At 58.3% G+C, this 15,065-nt stretch carries 13 protein-coding genes; 5 read left to right on the top strand and 8 right to left on the bottom strand.

The features are described 5' to 3' along the window. Positions 1 to 201: 201 nt before the first annotated feature. From rsmF to BN1117_RS10525, 4 genes are all read right to left on the bottom strand, one after another. Positions 202 to 1,632, bottom strand: coding sequence for a 16S rRNA (cytosine(1407)-C(5))-methyltransferase RsmF (gene rsmF, locus BN1117_RS10540; RefSeq protein WP_040097162.1), 1,431 nt, complete (start codon positions 1,630 to 1,632; stop codon positions 202 to 204). A gap of 150 nt (positions 1,633 to 1,782) precedes the next feature. After that, positions 1,783 to 4,335 (bottom strand): MlaD family protein, encoded by a 2,553-nt coding sequence (locus tag BN1117_RS10535; RefSeq protein WP_040097160.1) that lies wholly within the window; start codon positions 4,333 to 4,335, stop codon positions 1,783 to 1,785. Between the two features lie 55 nt (positions 4,336 to 4,390). Next, a complete protein-coding gene (locus BN1117_RS10530) occupies positions 4,391 to 4,993 on the bottom strand; it encodes a paraquat-inducible protein A (protein WP_040097158.1) in 603 nt (200 codons plus the stop codon). Further along, on the bottom strand, positions 4,977 to 5,603 hold the full coding sequence (locus tag BN1117_RS10525) for a paraquat-inducible protein A (protein ID WP_040097156.1): 627 nt from the start codon (positions 5,601 to 5,603) through the stop codon (positions 4,977 to 4,979). Before BN1117_RS10525 ends, BN1117_RS10530 begins: the two co-directional genes overlap by 17 nt. A gap of 147 nt (positions 5,604 to 5,750) precedes the next feature. Here BN1117_RS10525 and prpB point away from each other — a divergent pair, with 147 nt between their 5' ends. From prpB to BN1117_RS10510, 3 genes are read left to right on the top strand one after another with little or no spacing between them, the layout of a single operon-like run. Further along, positions 5,751 to 6,638, top strand: a complete 888-nt coding sequence (prpB, locus tag BN1117_RS10520; RefSeq protein WP_040097154.1) for a methylisocitrate lyase — start codon at positions 5,751 to 5,753, stop codon at positions 6,636 to 6,638. A 10-nt stretch (positions 6,639 to 6,648) separates the two neighbouring features. Further along, positions 6,649 to 7,776: a bifunctional 2-methylcitrate synthase/citrate synthase gene (prpC, locus tag BN1117_RS10515; protein WP_040097153.1), complete on the top strand. Its 1,128-nt coding sequence runs from the start codon at positions 6,649 to 6,651 to the stop codon at positions 7,774 to 7,776. Positions 7,777 to 7,786: 10 nt separating this feature from the next. Beyond that, entirely contained in the window at positions 7,787 to 9,232 is a 1,446-nt protein-coding gene (locus tag BN1117_RS10510; RefSeq protein WP_040097151.1) for a bifunctional 2-methylcitrate dehydratase/aconitate hydratase, read from the top strand. A gap of 86 nt (positions 9,233 to 9,318) precedes the next feature. On the opposite strand, the gene BN1117_RS10505 is transcribed toward BN1117_RS10510, so the two are convergent. Further along, positions 9,319 to 10,047 carry a DUF8198 family protein gene (locus BN1117_RS10505; RefSeq protein ID WP_040097149.1) on the bottom strand — a complete coding sequence of 243 codons (729 nt, stop codon included), beginning with the start codon at positions 10,045 to 10,047 and terminating at the stop codon, positions 9,319 to 9,321. 256 nt (positions 10,048 to 10,303) lie between these two features. Here BN1117_RS10505 and BN1117_RS10495 point away from each other — a divergent pair, with 256 nt between their 5' ends. Together BN1117_RS10495 and BN1117_RS10490 are read left to right on the top strand one after the other, a co-directional pair. Continuing rightward, positions 10,304 to 10,639, top strand: coding sequence for a polyhydroxyalkanoic acid system family protein (locus tag BN1117_RS10495; RefSeq protein ID WP_040097145.1), 336 nt, complete (start codon positions 10,304 to 10,306; stop codon positions 10,637 to 10,639). A 247-nt stretch (positions 10,640 to 10,886) separates the two neighbouring features. Beyond that, positions 10,887 to 12,320 carry a wax ester/triacylglycerol synthase family O-acyltransferase gene (locus BN1117_RS10490; protein ID WP_040097144.1) on the top strand — a complete coding sequence of 478 codons (1,434 nt, stop codon included), beginning with the start codon at positions 10,887 to 10,889 and terminating at the stop codon, positions 12,318 to 12,320. A gap of 78 nt (positions 12,321 to 12,398) precedes the next feature. On the opposite strand, the gene BN1117_RS10485 is transcribed toward BN1117_RS10490, so the two are convergent. Genes BN1117_RS10485 through BN1117_RS10475 form a run of 3 tightly spaced genes read right to left on the bottom strand, consistent with a single transcriptional unit; the run spans position 12,399 to position 15,043 of the window. Beyond that, a complete protein-coding gene (locus tag BN1117_RS10485; RefSeq protein ID WP_040097142.1) occupies positions 12,399 to 13,187 on the bottom strand; it encodes a tetratricopeptide repeat protein in 789 nt (262 codons plus the stop codon). 25 nt (positions 13,188 to 13,212) lie between these two features. Next, positions 13,213 to 13,854: a TetR/AcrR family transcriptional regulator gene (locus tag BN1117_RS10480; protein WP_040097140.1), complete on the bottom strand. Its 642-nt coding sequence runs from the start codon at positions 13,852 to 13,854 to the stop codon at positions 13,213 to 13,215. A 1-nt stretch (position 13,855) separates the two neighbouring features. Beyond that, positions 13,856 to 15,043 (bottom strand): patatin-like phospholipase family protein, encoded by a 1,188-nt coding sequence (locus BN1117_RS10475; protein ID WP_040097139.1) that lies wholly within the window; start codon positions 15,041 to 15,043, stop codon positions 13,856 to 13,858. Positions 15,044 to 15,065 lie beyond the last annotated feature (22 nt).

The following is a 15,065-nucleotide window of genomic DNA, read 5'->3' as shown; positions in this document are numbered from 1 at the left end:
GGTGAAGAGATAAAAAAAGCCAGGTACGAATTCCTTGTACCTGGCATAGGGGAATTGGCTCCTTGCAGAGCCGTGCGCTAACTGGTGTTCGGATTGCCTTAAGCTTAGACAAGGCTCAAGGCTTTTCAAGATCCGCAGAAAAGTTCAACCAGAGTGTGGGTATTTCAGACTCGTTCAAGTGCCTATGCACCGAACAGCCCACTATGCATTGAACAGATTGTTGTCACGCACCAGCTCGCGGGGGAGGGCATTCTTGACCCGACTACCCACCCATTTCCCCATGCCCAGGGTATGCCCCTGATAGCGGACGATCACCTCGCCAACGCCCGCATCCTGTTCTGGCCAGACGTCCCGCCCCATCATGAATTCCCGCGCATTGGCGCTATCCAACTCAACTATCCCCTTGCTCGCTTTATCGCCATAGGCTAGTGCCCACTCATGAGTGAGGCGATAGCCTTTCTTGAAGGTCTCGGCCAACTTGATGCCAATGCGATCGAAGCGCAGCTTGCCTTGCAGCTGATCAAACCGCTGGGGGAACAGCCAGATCTCGTCATTGCGACCAAACAGCTGACCCGGGGGAGCCACGCCAAAGTTGGCTTCAATCTCGCGCAACATGGGCTCGGCCTCTTTGGTTGGAAGCGGCGCAAAGGGGAATTTACCCAGCTTGCCTGGCTTGAACATGGTGTTGGGTACCGAGTGATGCTTGCGCAATCTGGCGACGAAAAAGCCCTCACTGTCGAAGATCTGGGGCCAAACGTGCAGGTATCCTTCGGGTGTACAGGCCTGCTCTGCATGGGGGAACAGGTCGGCCAGCGAGTCAACACTCAAGGCGTCGCCAAACTTCTCCAGCAAGGATTGGCAGACCGCCTGATTCTCCTGTTCACTCAAGGTGCAGGTGGAATAGACCAGTACGCCACCCGGTTTCAAGGCATGGAAAGCGCTCTCCAGTAACCCTTGTTGCACCGCCGCAATCTCATCGATGCTCTCGATGCTCCAGTTGCGCAATGCATCTTCATCCTTGCGCACAGTCCCTTCACCGGAGCAGGGGGCATCGAGCAGGATGGCGTCGAAGGTCTCCGGCAACCACTGGCCAAATACCTTGGCGTCAAAGTGAGTCATCCCCACATTGGTCACGCCGCAGCGCTGGATATTGGCGCTAAGCACTTTCAACCGACTGCTGGAGAACTCGTTGGCAACCAGCATCCCCTGATTGTTCATCAGGGCCGCTATCTGGGTAGTCTTGGAGCCGGGGGCCGCCGCCGCATCCAACAAGATGCCATCCGCTTTGATCTTGTCGCTGGCAAACAGCGCCGTCACCGGCAGCATGGAGCTCGCTTCCTGAATGTAAAAAAGCCCGCTCAAATGCTCGGCGGTGTTGCCAAGGGGCACTGTTTCATCGCTGCGGGTCAGCCAGAAGCCGGTATCACACCAGGGCACGGGGTCGAGCTGCCAACCCAGTGGCTCCATCAGGGCGACGAAGTCGGAGACGGCTATCTTCAAGGTATTGACCCGAATGCTGCGGCGCAGCGGACGTCGACAACTGGCCACAAACTCATCCATCGAGAGATGGGCCGGCATGATGGCCGCAATGTGGCGTAAAAAGTAATCGGGAAGGAAGGTGTTGTCGTGCACTGTGCCGTCTCGTTGACCGAAAAAGAGGGGCGATATCCTATCACAAGGCTAGGAATATTCTGAATCTGAACACCGTCAACAGGCTCCGGAATATAAAAAAGCCCGGCGCGAGGCCGGGCTTGGATGAGATGAGATGAGCAAAGGGTTGGATCAGGGCTGAATGCGTGGGCTCCACGCCAACCACGCTTTCTCGGCTTTGCTGTAGAGCGGATAACTGTGGCCGGCTTTGACGGTCGGCCCCATCTCTTTCTCCGGGGTATTGAAGGCGATGCCGCCAGCCAGTAGGCTCTGCACGGTTTCAACCTCAATGGTACCGCCAGTCAGGCCAATATCCGCTTTGACCCCGGAGACATTCCAGAAGCGCGAGTTGGCCCGCACCAGATGGGCATACTCCTTGTCCACACTGACATCGATCACCACCTCGCTGCCATCCCGAGCCAGCGCCACCTTGGTGACACTGCCCACCACCATCTTGCGAAACAGCAAGGGGCTACCGACGCTCAGGCCATTGACGGAAGGGCTCTTGAGGGTGAGCGCCAAACCCACTGGGTCGACCTGACTCAAGGGGAAACGATCTTTTTCTGCTCCCTTGCCGGGGAGCGCCTCTACAAATGCCCCCTTGAACAGGGTATCGAGGTGAGCAACCCCTCCCAGACCCAGCTTGGCCTGCACCAGGGTAAAGCGAGCACCGGATTGCAGGAAGCGCGCAGCATAGTGACCATCGAGCTCGGCCTTGAAGATCACCTGACCCAAAGAGGGCTCCAGTTCGATCTCTGCAATCTTGCCGATATCGACCCCACGATAGCGGATCGGGCTGCCGATCCCGAGCCCCGGATTGCTCTCTGCCACCAGTGACAGCAGGCGTACCTTGGCCTTGGCTTGCTCCCTGGAATCGAACAGTTGATGACTGCTGCGGCCATTGGCTAACCGATCGAACTCGATGGCACCGCGCAACAGGGTCGCCAGATTACCGACCTTGACCTTGACACCATCTATCCCGACCCGGGTATCAATGGCCGCTTTCTTCCAGAATTGCGGTTGTTGGGCGAGGAGGGGAGCATAGACCCCATCAATCTCGAGTTCGATCTCGACCCCCACTTTGGCGGCACGCAACTGCTTGACCTTGCCCGCCTCCAGCCCCAGGTAGAGCACAGGTGAACCAATGCCGATGCCATCGGCCTGGTCTGCTTTGAGCAACCAGCGTTGTGGTTTGGCATCACGGGTACCGAGCAATGCCAGCTCCTGACTTGGGTAAAGACGATTAATTCGCTCGCCACTGCTGACTTGCAGCAGCTTGACCCCACCCGCCAACCAGGTACTTGCCGGGCTGCTCTCAACCTTGATGCCACTCAGATCAGCGTCTATCCGCAGCGGGGTAGCGCGATAGAAGCGGGCACGATTGAGCAGGTGACCGTAGTTCGGCGCCATCACCAGCTCGACACTGGCATTGCCGCGCGCATCCAGGGTCAGCTGGCTGATGCGGCCAACCTGCAATCCCTTATACCAGACCGGCGCATCCTGATTGAGCCCCGCCAGATCGTCAGCCTGCAGCGTCACCTTGGTGCCGCTCTGCGGGGCACGATCGGTCAGGGTCATCTTGTTGGCGGGTTTTCCAGCCACATAGTCAAGACGAATGGCAGGACCAGAGAGCAGTCGCTCGGCATGCTGCACGCCGGTCGCGGAGAGGGAGACGCTCTCCCACACCAGCTGACTCGTGTCGGTGATGCGATAGGCCTGCTCCGGATTGATCAGCGCCGTGACCACGCGCCCTTTGTCGGTGAGATGAATGGGGTCGATACGACCAATCTCGATCCCTTCATAGAGGATGGCCATCCCCTCTTTAACCGGAAGATCACCAGCCACAATGTCGATACGGGTGCCACGCGCAGCTTCCGCCAGCCCTTTATAGAGGACGAAGGTCTGTCCCTTCTCCGGCTCCGCTGAATCTTTGGGCGAGTCAAAGGCAATGCCGCCGCTCAGGATGGAGGTGAGGCTGCCAGCCTCGACGCTCACCCCGGCCAGACTGAAGGTGCCCTTGATGCCACTGATGTTCCAGAAGCGGGTATCGGCTTTGACCAGATGTTCAAAACGCGGCTCGATCACCAGATCCAGAATGACGTTCTGGTTGTCTTGACCCAGGCGAGTATTGATGACGCTGCCCACCTCGATACCGCGGAAATAGAGCTTGGATCCGATCCCCACCGAGCCCAGCGAATCGGCGGTCAGGTGCAGCATTCGCCCCTGAGCCTGATAACCGGGAGGAGGGCCCTCCAGCGCATCAAAGGTCTCCTCCAGCGGATTGCTTTCACGCCCCGGCTGCACATTGATGTAGTTACCGGAGACCAGGGTATCGAGGCCGGAGATCTCGGTGAGCGACGCCTTGGGACTCACCAGCCAGAAGTCGGACCCTTTGCGGATCAGCGTTCTGGCACGGCTGTCAATCTTGGCCATCACCGCAATCTTGCGGCCATCTTCAGCCAGCTCCAGCTCCTGTACCACGCCGATGGCCACCCCCTGATAACGTATCTGGGTTTTGCCCGGCAAGATGCCGTTGCCCTGGGCGAAGTTGATCTGGATAAGTTGGCCACGGCTCAATACCTGTTGATAGAGAAAGCCACCGGCCAGCAGCAGGGCTATCAGGGGGAGCAACCAGACCGGCGATAACCAGCGACGTTTTTCAATGACGGGTTCAGCCCCGATCATACCGACTCCTTATTGGCTGGATTAAACAGCACATCAGACAAAAACAGAGAATGCATCAACGGGCCGCCTTGTCCCACAGTAAACGGGTATCGAGCATGCGGGCCGACATCATGGTCAGCACCACCACACCGGCAAAAGCAGTGGCACCGGGACCTGCGCTGACACTCAGCAGCACCCCCCGGTCAACCAGCGCCACCATCAGCGAAATCACAAACAGATCCAGCATCGACCAGCGGCCGATAAAATCGATCACCCGATACATCACCAGCTGGCGCTTGCGCCGCACCGGTTTGGCTCGCTGCAGTTGCCAGCAGATCCAGCCCAGCCCCAAAATTTTGCCCACTGGCACCAATATGCTGGCGGTGAGGACAATGGTGGCAATCCCCCCCATCTTGCTGCGATAGAGCATCATGATACCGCTGAAGATGGTATCTGACTGCAGCAGCCCCTTGTTGTAGAAATGAGTGATGGGGAGCAGGTTGGCAGGTAGCAGCATAAAGGTAGCCAGCGTCAGCAAGCCCCATGACCAGGCAAGGGAGTGGGGAGTCCGTACCTGAAGGGTGTTACCGCAGCGAGGACAGACTGCGTGGTAGCGGTAGCGCACCAGCAAGCCACAGGTATGGCAACCGCACAGTCCCATCTCACGGGCGCTGCTCATGTTCTTGCTCCTTTAACGGGATCTGCGCCCAGTAAGGGGCGGGGTCAAACAGGATCAGCAGGGTCATGTTGAGCAACATCAGAATGCCCAGGCTCAACAAGCCGCCACCGAGACGCACGTCGGCAATATCGACCAGTTTGAACAGGGCAACCAGCAGGCTGGCGATATAGACCTCCAGCATGGCCCAGTGGCGAAACACCTCGACCGCTTTCAAGGTAGGGGCAAGGATATGCCAGCGCTTGGCCAGACCCGAGGCCAACGCAAAAATCCCCGCCAATAACCCTACCGGCGCCAGCACGGCGCTCCAGAGCACCAAAGAGGCCACGAAAAACTCACCCTCGCCAAACAGCACCAGGATCCCGCGTAGCAGGTCGGCATCGGAGTTGACGCCTGCCAGACGCAGATAGATCAGCGGCTCCAAAAACGCGGAGGGCAGCAGCAGAAAACCTGTGATGGTCAGGGCCATCAATTGGGAGGGACGAAAGGCATAACGACCATAGAGATGCTGGTGACAACGTGGGCAGTGGGCATGGCGACGCAGCGGCAGTGCTTTGCGCTGGATCAGCAAGTCGCACGCCGGACAGACAATCACGGAACTGGGCTCCATCATACAATTCAACCTGTTGAAGGAATTGGTGAAATTTACCCTAAAACCGGTTTCCTGTCTTGCCTGCGGCCGGAATGTTACGAAAGTATAATTGACGTTAACGTAAACGTGATATTAGATAGCCAGACTAGACAGGTGAAAGGAGTCATGATGTCCAGTTTGTCCCCCTCGGCAGGCCTGCGCTTTCGCACCGCCCTTGCCAACGAAAAGCCACTACAGATCGTCGGCACCATCAATGCCTATATGGCGCTGATGGCCGAGCGCAGCGGTTTTCAAGCGCTTTACCTTTCCGGCGCCGGGGTGGCCAATGCCTCCTACGGCTTGCCGGATCTCGGCATAACCTCCTTGAGCGACGTGCTGATCGATGCCGAGCGGATCACTGCGGCAACCCGGGTGCCGCTGCTGGTCGATATCGATACCGGCTGGGGCGGGGCATTCAATATCGCCCGCACCATCCGCGCGTTCGAGCGGGCCGGAGTGGCGGCCGTGCACATGGAAGATCAGGTGGCCCAGAAACGCTGCGGTCATCGCCCCAACAAGGCGGTGGTGTCGCTGGAGGAGATGTGCGATCGCATCAAGGCGGCGGTGGATGCCCGCGAAAATAGCGACTTTGTCATCATGGCGCGCACCGATGCACTGGCGGTGGAGGGAATTGGCCCGGCGCTGGAACGCGCCGCCGCCTATGTCGCCGCCGGGGCTGACATGATCTTCGCCGAAGCGGTCACCGAACTCGGTCAGTATGATCGGTTCAAGCAGGCGGCCAAAGTGCCGATCCTCGCCAACATGACCGAATTTGGCAAAACCGAGCTGTTTGACAAAGAACAACTGGCCGCCCACGGGGTCGACATGGTGCTCTACCCCTTGAGTGCCAACCGCGCAGCCAATCAGGCCGCCCTCAACGTCTATCACCATATTCGCCAGGATGGCCATCAGCGCGCCGTCGTGGAGACCATGCAGACCCGGGAGTCACTCTACGACTTCCTCGGTTATCACCACTACGAGCAGACACTGGATCGTCTGTTTTCAGCCAAGGAATAGGAGGCAGCTTATGGGACAGCAAAAACCGTTGGGCGGGGCAGGGTTGCGCGGTCAAAGCGCAGGGGAGACCAGTATCTGCACCGTGGGCAAGAGCGGCACCGGCCTGACCTATCGCGGTTATGACATCAAGGAGCTGGCCGACAGCGCCCAGTTTGAAGAGGTCGCCTATCTACTGCTCAAGGGGGAGTTGCCCGATGAGCAGCAGCTTGACACCTATAAGCGCGAACTGCGCCGCCTGCGCACCTTGCCTCAGCCGCTGCTGGAGGTGCTGGAGCGCATTCCCGCCGATGCCCACCCCATGGATGTGCTGCGCACCGGCTGCTCCATGCTCGGCGATCTGGAGCCGGAAGATGGTTTCGAGCATGAGCATGAAGTGGCGGATCGGCTGCTGGCCGCCTTTCCGGGCATTCTGATCTACTGGTACAAGTTCAGCCATGAAGGTATTCGTATCGCCCTCGACAGCGACGAGGAGTGTATCGGTGGCCATTTCCTCGCACTGCTGCACCAGAAGGCACCGAGCGAGCTGGAGCGCCAGGTAATGCATGTCTCCCTCATCCTCTACGCCGAGCATGAGTTCAACGCCTCCACCTTTGCGGCGCGAGTCTGCGCCTCGACGCTCTCTGACATGTTCTCCTGCATCACTGCCGCCATCGGCACCTTGCGCGGACCGCTCCATGGCGGTGCCAACGAGGCGGCCATGGCGATGATCGAACATTGGCAGGATGAAACGCAGGCAAGGCGCGAACTGCTGGCCAAGCTGGCGGCCAAGGAGAAGATCATGGGCTTTGGCCACGCCATCTACCGCACTTCTGATCCGCGCAACGTCATCATCAAGGAGTGGTCGGCCAAGCTTGCCGAAGCGGTGGGCGATGACAGGCTCTATCGCGTCTCCTGCGAGGCGGAGCAGGTGATGTGGGAAGAAAAAGAGCTCTTTCCCAACGCCGACTTCTTCCATGCCAGCGCTTATCACTACATGGGGATCCCGACCAAGCTGTTCACCCCCATCTTCGTCTGCTCGCGGGTCACCGGCTGGTGCGCCCACGTGATGGAGCAGCGCGAGCACAACCGGATCATCCGCCCGAGCGCCGATTATGTCGGCCCGGCCCCCCGTCACTTTGTCTCTCTACAACAACGATAAGGAAATCACGATGTCCGCCAACGTCGACGTCAACCACAGACCCGAGCCCGATCAGGTGCTGGTCGATATTGCCGATTATGTCTGCAACCACCCCATTACCAGCCAGGCAGCCCTCGACACTGCCCGCTACTGCCTGATGGACACCCTTGGCTGTGGCCTGCTGGCTTTGCGCTTCCCCGAGTGTACCAAGCACCTTGGCCCCATCGTCCCCGGCACGCTCGTGCCACATGGTGCTCGAGTGCCCGGTACCCAGCTCTGCCTCGATCCGGTCAAGGCAGCCTGGGATATCGGCGCCATCATCCGCTGGCTCGATTACAACGACACCTGGCTGGCCGCCGAGTGGGGTCACCCCTCCGACAATCTGGGGGGCATTCTGGCCACTGCCGACTGGCTCTCCCGTACTCGCGTGGCCGAAGGCAAGGCGCCGCTCACCATGAGCGATGTGCTGGTGGCCATGGTCAAAGCCCACGAAATTCAGGGGGTGCTGGCGCTGGAGAACTCCTTCAACCGGGTCGGTCTCGATCATGTGGTGCTGGTCAAGGTCGCCAGCACCGCCGTGGTGACCCATATGCTGGGTGGCACCCGCGAGCAGGTGATCGATGCGGTTTCCCAGGCCTGGGTAGATGGCCAGAGCCTGCGTACCTACCGCCATGCCCCCAATGCGGGGTCGCGCAAGAGCTGGGCGGCAGGGGATGCCACCTCTCGCGCGGTGCGCCTCGCCCTTATCACCATGAGCGGCGAGATGGGCTATCCCGGCGTACTGAGCGCGCCCAAGTGGGGTTTCTACGACGTGCTGTTCAAGGGCAACCAGTTCGCCCTGCATCAGGGGTACGGCAGCTATGTGATGGAGAACGTGCTGTTCAAGATCTCCTATCCCGCCGAGTTCCACGCCCAGACCGCGGTGGAGTGCGCCATGAAGCTGCACGAGCAGGTGAAGGGACGGCTGGAGGAGATCGACCGTATCGAGCTCACCACCCATGAGTCGGCCATTCGCATCATCAGCAAGGTCGGCGCCCTCAATAACCCGGCCGATCGGGATCACTGCCTGCAGTACATGGTGGCGGTGCCACTTATCTTCGGGCGCCTCATTGCCGAGGATTACGAGGATGACGTGGCGGCCGATCCCCGCATCGATGAGCTGCGTGGCAAGATGGTGGTACAAGAGGATAAGCGCTACAGCCGCGAATATCTGGAGGCGGACAAGCGCTCCATTGCCAATGCCATCCAGATCTTCTTCAAGGACGGCACTCACACGCCGAAGGTGGAGGTGGAGTACCCGGTCGGCCATCGTCGCCGGCGGGAGGAGGGGATCCCGCTGCTGGTGGAGAAATTCCAGCACAATCTGGCCACCCGCTTCCCGACCAAACGGGTCAGCAACATCCTCGCCCTCTGCCAGGATGGGCCACGGCTTGCCGCCACCCCGGTGCACACCTTTATGGATCTGCTGGTGATCTGACCGCTCTTATATTGGCCAATATATCAAACGAAAAGCGGGCCACTCGGCCCGCTTTGTTATTCTGGCAATTATCCTTCACCGCAGCATTAGGTCAGCACACTGCTGTCGCCATTAAAGAGCGCCGTCATGATGGCGAGCTCGCGACTGGCGATGGTCTCGAGAAAGTCACTGGCACGCCCCATTTGATGACACACCTGATAACCACGCTCGACAAAAGAGAAGAGCTCGCCCAGCCCGGCCAGATGAGCGGGCCCGGATACCAGCTTGAGAGTTGTCCCCAGTAATGGTTTTCTCGCCAACCTGTCCAGCGTCATCCCCAATTCGCTTACCAAGGCGATTTGTTGTTCCCGGCGCGCCTGTTCACCTACGGCGCGATAAGCGATGGCGTAGTGCTCAGCGGTGATAGGGTTGATCCCGCCAATACGGCGCAATGCCACCACCATCAGGTAGTCCAACTCCTCGGAGAGGGCATCGAGCTCTATCGCCTGTGCCAATACTTTGTGGCCGGACTCTGGCAGCAAGCGCTCGGCGGTCGGCATCACCCGCATCACATCAGCATCCCGACGTGCAGTGTCGCCGGGGCCGTAGAGGTCAGTCAGGAAAAAACGGGCGGCAGGGCCATAACGTTCGCTGCTCAGCAGATCCTTATGGGTACGACCAAGCCGATCAGCCTGCCACTGACGTAACGTGTCACGATCATGCATATCTTGTGGATGAGTACGGATCTGCTCGCGCAAGGCAGCCACCCGATTAAGCTGGCGATATAGTCTGCCAAGGGTTGTTTCGTCATTGGGGGGGAAGGACTGGTGGGTCATCGACAACACTCTGATCTGGGGCTAAGGCCTGTCACATGCCATGAAAAATGAAAGGCTGTATGAAAAAGCAGCGCTTTACTGCTCTGCCAAGCGCCAGTGTAGCCTGAAAAAGGGGTCGGGATACACTGGCTGATGCAGCGTCGTCCCCTTGGTTAGCTTCTCTGTTAAGTTAGTCCCATTTATCACAACCCCTCTTTCACTTGTTGTGAACATGTGTTTAATATCAATAGATATTTCATGAACCAGAGTAAGCACCATGTTTCTATACGATTCTCTTGCTGGCAGCAGCTCACTTTCGACCATTCAGGTAAGCCGCCAGCACCCCCTGGGGCTCGCTGGCGTGCGGCTGGCAGCAGAAGCCCTCGCTCTGGATATGAGTGAACGTTATCAACTTGCCTGCGAGTGGTTAGACGAAGAGGAAACCGAACTGCTGTTTCGTGGGGCAGGTGTACAGGGTACGCTGACGCTGGATGAAGATACTCTGCAACTTGATGTACGCCTGGGTTTGTTATTACTGCCGATGCGCAATGTACTTGAACAGGAGATCCTGGATTATGTGGCACACCATTTACCGTGCCCCACCTCGACCTAAGTCATCCAGTACGACCACCTTTAATTTGTAGCAACGGATGCCGGTATTTGGGCGGCATATTTACAGACATCGCCAAGCTGCTCATTAAATGAACTGACTGATACATTTTAGATATTTAAGAAGAGCACCATCTTCTTTTTATATATTGCAGAGCACTCTTTTTAGTATTTTTTCATATCGCTTGTCGTTACTTGGTCATCAATAAAAAATAGCGGTCAGCGAGGATTCATGTTGTAGGGAAACGAGCATGCCATTAAACGAATTTATTTCATGTGTTGACACCGCCTGGCTACGGATGGACAGGCCAAATAATCTGATGCAAATCATCGGCGTGCTGATGTTTGAGGGGGATCTTGACGAGGCCAGGCTGATAAATGGTTTGCGCCATACCATCTCGGTGCAACCCCGCTTCCACCAGCGAGCGGTACTGGAAGGGGGAAGCTACTACTGGCGTCATGATCCGGACTTCGATCTCGACCAGCATCTGAAACGGGTGATCCTGCCGGGTAAGGCTGGCAAGATCGAACTGGAGAAGCTGGTGGCCGACCTTGCCTCGACGCCGCTCAACCACCAGCGCCCCCTGTGGGACATGCACCTGACCGACACCTCGTTGGGCGGCCAGGCATTGGTAGTGCGTATCCATCACGCCATGGGGGATGGTTTCTCTCTGGTGCGAGCCATGCTCACCATGATGGACAACACCCCGGAGGGGGTTGCACGGCGTCCATCCGTTGACTCTCAGGTTGATGACAACAACGAGGAGGAAGAGGAGTGTCACCATGGTAGCCGTCTGGTGCGGGCAGGCCTCAAACTGACCGGCACCCTCTTCTCTAAATATGTCGAGGTCGTCACTCATCCCACCAAAGCGGTGGAATACCTCAAGACCGGCCGCGATGTGGCCAGCGAACTTTGCAACATCGCGACCCTGGGTGATGACTCAGCTTCCCGCCTCAAGGGCAAGACGGGGAGCAGCAAGCGAGTCGCGTGGTCAGAACAGATCCCGCTGCCCGACATCAAGGCTGTGGGCAAGGTGCTGGGTTGCTCGGTCAACGACCTGTTGATTGCGGCCACGGCCGGTGCGTTTCGTCACTACCTGCAAAGCAGGGGGGATGAGGTAGACAATATCCAGATCCGGGCGCTGGTGCCGGTCAATATGCGCGCATCAGATGATAATGGCGCCCTTGGCAATCGCTTCGGGCTGGTGGCCCTGGACCTTCCCATCGATATCGAACATCCGCTGCAGCGACTCTATGCAGTGCGCGACAGAATGCAGGCACTGCGCAGTTCGTTGCAGCCTATCGTGGTACTCAATCTGTTACACGCCCTGGGCATGGCCCCCAAAGCGGTGCAGCAACAAGCGGTCGACCTGCTCGCAGCCAAAGCCAGCGCGGTGATAACCAATGTGCCCGGCCCGCAGCAGACCCTCTATCTGGCTGGCGCCAAGCTGCGGCAGCCGCTGTTCTGGGTGCCGCAGTCTGGAGATATCGGTGTGGGCGTCTCGATCCTCTCTTACGATCACAAGGTGCAACTCGGCCTTATCACCGACAAGAAGCTGGTGCCGGACCCTGATCAGGTAGTGGATCGCTTCGCAGTTGAGTTTGAACAACTGCTGTTGATGGTGTTACTGGAGCCTGAGCTGCTATTCGATCCGACAGGGCTGGACGCGCTGCTGGCATCATAAGGTAAGGGCAGAGAATGAATGAGGCCAACCCGCGGGTTGGCCTCTTGTTTTACTCCCTCTAAGTGGCAGGAGTGGCGGTTAATCTTCCAGCTCTTCCCGTGCCGCCTCGACATCGAGGCGCTCCATGGCATCCATCGGTTCGCACGCGGCCGCTTCGGCATAAAGCGCTTCGGCCGCTTTCAGGCGGCTCTTGCCGTGTAGCATCACCTGAGCATTGGCATACTCCATGCGGGCGATGGCGGAGTCGGGGATCAGCGCCAGCGCCTCCTTGAAGTGACGTTCTGACTCCTCTTTCTTGGCGCCATAGGTCAGGCTGCCGATCATGGCTCCCAGCTTGTCAATAATCTCGGCATGCCAGGCACCGAACGCGATATGGGCTTCCGCGTGGTCGGGTTCGATCTCCAGCGCCTTCTCGAGGCTTACCTTGATCTTGTCACCAATCCCTTGCGACAGCGCCTTGGAGATGGAAATCACCTGGCTATAACGACCCAGCGCCAGAGCATGGAAATACCAGGCATTGGCATTGTCAGGCTGACGCTTTTGCAATTTCTCGGCATGAGTGGCCGCCCGCTCGAAGGCGGCACGCTTGGCATACTTCTCTTCCAGCAAGTAACTGGCGTGGATCACCAGTGCCTTGTTCGCCACGTTCAGACCTGCCTCACCGGCGGCTTCACCAAGGGCAACCGCTTGGGCAAAATCCCCGGCATGGTAGGCTCGCCATGCATCCTGAACCTGCTCATTGTCAGGCCAAGGCTCCGCATCCCCCTGATGGAGTCGATCCCAGTTGTCCGCCAGCTTCTGGCCAGCATAGTCATAGGCCGCATCGGCGTAGGGGAAGGGGACAAATTCGAGTTGTGAAGTGGTCATGCTTGTTCTCCCTTTAGCATGTGAATCAAACCTTGTCGGTATAGTGGTGGGCGAGTGCGCCCAGATGAGTGCGGGCATCAGCCCGCAAATAGGGTGCAACCAGTTGCATGACCTGAAAGACGCCGAGGGCGATATCGGCGTCCGCCTTGGGATGCAGTGCCCGCTGGTAAGAGATCCAGAATGTGCCCACCAGCGCGATATTGGCGGCCAGGGTGTGTAACTGAGCTGCGCTGCCCGCCATCAAGCCCACCGCCTGCAGATGGTTGCAGATAGTCTCGGCGGTCTGCTCTTTACGACGCAGCAGGGCGGAAAAACGCTGTTCGACCTGATGATAACTGCTCATCAGGGTGGCAATGTCGTAGTAGAGAAATCGATAATGCCAGATGGCTTCAAACATCAGGTGAAGGAACAACCAGATATCTTCAGCCTCATCGGAAGGGGTGTTCACGGCGTCCAGCAAGCGGTCCATCTGCTGCTCAAACTCGCTGAACAGCGCATTAACTATCTCTTCCTTGTTGTGAAAGTGGTAGTAGAGGTTTCCCTGGCTTATCTCCATCTCGGCCGCAATGGCCGAGGTGGTGACGCTGGGCTCGCCCAACCGGTTGAAGCAGGCGAGGGCGGTGGTCAGAATGCGCTCCCGGGTACGGCGTTTGGGTTTGCGATCCATGCTACTCCTTTGGTGACGAACGACGAACGCCGTGGCGATAACGATTGATAAGCCAGTCTTGCAGCTGCGCCAATGACTTGTCGAGCGCCGCGACAGTGTTGTGGCGCGGCGTCAGCAAGGTGCGTTCCGGGTCACAGAGCGCCGTCAGATTAAGCTCGAAGCCATGTTTTGCCAGAATCGGCGCCAGCTCGTGGCGGCGTTGCCAGAGATCGTGGCGGGTGTGCTGAAAAGCGTGTTCACAGAGCCGACGGCGATCCCGATAGCTGAACACATTGGTGAAAAACATCTCGCTGTCAGCAGAAGAGGGTTCGAAGAGTAGTGCATCGGCTTGCGGATATTGGTGCCGATATCGATCCATTCCCACGTGCATCCGTGAGTGAATGATGGCGCGGAAGGTCTGTGCCAATACCACGGGCAGGCCGCTCTCTACCAGACTGGCCTGTTCACCGGCCGCCATGGCTGCATCAAAGGGAACCAGCGGGTTGATACAAAACACCAAATCTGCACCCTCCTCCAGCGCAACCGAGGCATGCAACGTCTTGATCAAGGCGCCATCCACGTAGTAACGACCATTGATCAGGGAGGGGGGGAAGAGTCCCGGCAATGCCGCCGAAGCCTGGACTGCCGCCGAGATGGGGATATCATCCAGCCCGGGGCTGCCAAATGCGACCGGATGTCCGGTATCCAGCTCGGTCGCCACAACAAAGAGTCGGCTGTTCAGCTGGCGAAAATCGTTGCTGCGACCCGGGCGGGAAAAAAACTCGGTCAGGATGCGATCCACCCCACGATTGTCAAACAACCCGGTCGGGATCGCCTTGGATAACCCCTGCAATGACTCAAACAGGCTGCGCTTCCAGGGCGCCATCAAATAGCCCACCATACACTCCAGCGCCAGTGGCGGGATCGATGTCAGCCGAGTCATATATTCACGAAATGCCGGGCGCAGCAGAGTGGCAGGGTCAAATATATCGCCAGAGTCATCACTGAGCAGGATCCGCACCAGCTTTTCTGCCGAAAAACCGTTGGCCAGCGCAGAAGCAATCACCGCCCCGGAGCTGACGCCAACATAGATATCGGCCTGCTCAAGGTGCAGGCCCGTGATACTGTCGGAGAGGGCGGCACAGGCACCGATCTCGTAGATGCCTCCCAGCGGTCCTCCGCCAGCAAGGGCGATTGCTACTGTACTCATAGAGCCTCCTCCCTATCCATAG

Origin of the sequence: Aeromonas australiensis (assembly GCF_000819725.1) — a bacterium.
GTDB lineage: Bacteria > Pseudomonadota > Gammaproteobacteria > Enterobacterales > Aeromonadaceae > Aeromonas > Aeromonas australiensis.
Note: the sequence above shows the minus strand (reverse complement) of the source record. Positions and strands in the feature narration are given on the sequence as shown.

Coding starts and splice junctions, on each gene's coding strand:
- BN1117_RS10475 (WP_040097139.1), bottom strand. CDS start 15,043: ATGAGTACAGTAGCAATCGCCCTTGCTGGCGGAGGACCGCTGGGAGGC.
- BN1117_RS10490 (WP_040097144.1), top strand. CDS start 10,887: ATGCCATTAAACGAATTTATTTCATGTGTTGACACCGCCTGGCTACGG.
- BN1117_RS10480 (WP_040097140.1), bottom strand. CDS start 13,854: ATGGATCGCAAACCCAAACGCCGTACCCGGGAGCGCATTCTGACCACC.
- BN1117_RS10525 (WP_040097156.1), bottom strand. CDS start 5,603: ATGATGGAGCCCAGTTCCGTGATTGTCTGTCCGGCGTGCGACTTGCTG.
- prpB (WP_040097154.1), top strand. CDS start 5,751: ATGTCCAGTTTGTCCCCCTCGGCAGGCCTGCGCTTTCGCACCGCCCTT.
- BN1117_RS10510 (WP_040097151.1), top strand. CDS start 7,787: ATGTCCGCCAACGTCGACGTCAACCACAGACCCGAGCCCGATCAGGTG.
- prpC (WP_040097153.1), top strand. CDS start 6,649: ATGGGACAGCAAAAACCGTTGGGCGGGGCAGGGTTGCGCGGTCAAAGC.
- BN1117_RS10505 (WP_040097149.1), bottom strand. CDS start 10,047: ATGACCCACCAGTCCTTCCCCCCCAATGACGAAACAACCCTTGGCAGA.
- BN1117_RS10485 (WP_040097142.1), bottom strand. CDS start 13,187: ATGACCACTTCACAACTCGAATTTGTCCCCTTCCCCTACGCCGATGCG.
- BN1117_RS10535 (WP_040097160.1), bottom strand. CDS start 4,335: ATGATCGGGGCTGAACCCGTCATTGAAAAACGTCGCTGGTTATCGCCG.
- BN1117_RS10495 (WP_040097145.1), top strand. CDS start 10,304: ATGTTTCTATACGATTCTCTTGCTGGCAGCAGCTCACTTTCGACCATT.
- BN1117_RS10530 (WP_040097158.1), bottom strand. CDS start 4,993: ATGAGCAGCGCCCGTGAGATGGGACTGTGCGGTTGCCATACCTGTGGC.